This window comes from Thiohalocapsa sp., from assembly GCF_019695415.1.
GTDB lineage: Bacteria > Pseudomonadota > Gammaproteobacteria > Chromatiales > Chromatiaceae > Thiohalocapsa.
Window position 1 is genome coordinate 1 of the sequence record NZ_JAIFKJ010000315.1, and the last position, 1563, is coordinate 1563.

Sequence of the window (1563 nt, forward strand, 5' to 3'; positions counted from 1 at the left end):
CCGAATGGCGCTAACTTAAGCGCAAAGTCCTGAAAATGCGGGAGAGATAGGCCGGCGGGGCGGTGTAGAGTGGAAGTGCGAGAACCACCACACCGACCCCGGAGCCGACCTGTCATGCAGCGTAACCAGAGCGCCACCGCGCGGCAATGCCGTCGTGTCCAAAGCCGCGTCGAGAACGCCGACGCCGTCGGCTTCTTCAACCTCCTGACCGGCCCGCAACTGCTCGGCGACGTCGAGTCGCTGCTGCCCGAGCATCGTGAGCGGCTGTTTCCGCCTACCGAGACGCTGTCGATGTTCATGGCGCAGTCGCTGTCGGCGGATGGCAGTTGCCGCCAGGCGGTCGACGATGCTGCCGTCAAGCGCCTGATTGCCGGCATGGCGCCGTGCAGCACCAACACCGCGGCCTACTGCAAGGCCCGCGCGCGGCTGCCGCAGGCCATGGTCGAGACACTGGCGCGGCGCACCGGCAAGCTGGTTGCCGATGGCGTCTGCGACGCCTGGCTGTGGCGGGGACGACGCGTCTGCCTCGCCGACGGGACCACCACCACCTTGCCCGACACCGAGGAGAACCAAGCCGCGTATCCGCAGCCAGGCGCTCAGCGCAAGGGGCTGGGCTTTCCGAGCATGCGCTTGGTGGCGCTGCTGTGTCTGGCGAGCGGCGCCTTGCTCGATGCCGCCAGCGGACCCTGCGCAGGCAAGGGCAGCGACGAGCAGACGTTGTTCCGCGGGCTGCTCGAGCCTCTCGGCGAGGGCGACGTGCTGCTCGGCGATGCCTACTTCCCCACCTATTTCCTGCTCTGCGAGCTGGTGCGCCGCGGCGTCGATGGGCTGTTCGAGCAGTATGGCGCGCGTCGGCGCAGCACCGACTTCAACCTCGGCGAGCGGCTCGGCACCAGGGACCATCTGATCACCTGGACCAAGCCGAAACGCCCGGCGTGGATGAGCGAGGCGGCGTATGCGCAGGTCCCGGAGCAGTTGACGGTGCGCGAGCTCTACGCCGGCGGCAAGCTCCTGGTCACCACCTTCCTCGACCCGAAGCAGACGCCCAAAGGCGTGCTCAGGGCCCTCTATTGGCGCCGCTGGCAGGTCGAGCTCGACGTGCGCAACCTCAAGACCACCCTTGGCATGGAACAGCTGCGCTGCCGCACCCCCGAGATGGCGCAGAAGGAACTCTGGGTGTACCTGCTCGCCTATAATCTGATCCGCTTGCTGATGGCCCAGGCCGCCCTGCTCGCAGACCAGATCCCGCGCCAGCTCAGCTTCAAGCACACCGTCCAGATCTGGATCAGTTGGCATCAACGCGGCGGCGCCAGCTACAACGGCGCCGTCCTGCACGGACTGTTGCTGCTCATCGCGCAGCCACGCGTCGGACTCAGACCGGGGCGCATCGAGCCACGCCAGCGCAAGCGACGAGACAACGCTTTCCCACTCATGACCAAACCCCGTGGTGAAGCACGCGAGGAGGTGCGACTGAATGGCCACGCGAAGAAGCAACGGTAAGCCGCGACAGTGGCTTCAACGCTCTGATCCGGGCACGGAAACGCTTAAGTTAGCGCCATTCGG

At 66.7% G+C, this 1563-nt stretch carries 1 protein-coding gene; it reads left to right on the top strand.

The window, feature by feature from the left end; translation table 11 throughout:
- Positions 1-114 precede the first annotated feature (114 nt).
- A complete protein-coding gene (locus tag I6U14_RS09130) occupies positions 115-1500 on the top strand; it encodes an IS4 family transposase (RefSeq protein WP_296898658.1) in 1386 nt (461 codons plus the stop codon).
- The last annotated feature ends 63 nt before the right edge of the window (positions 1501-1563 follow it).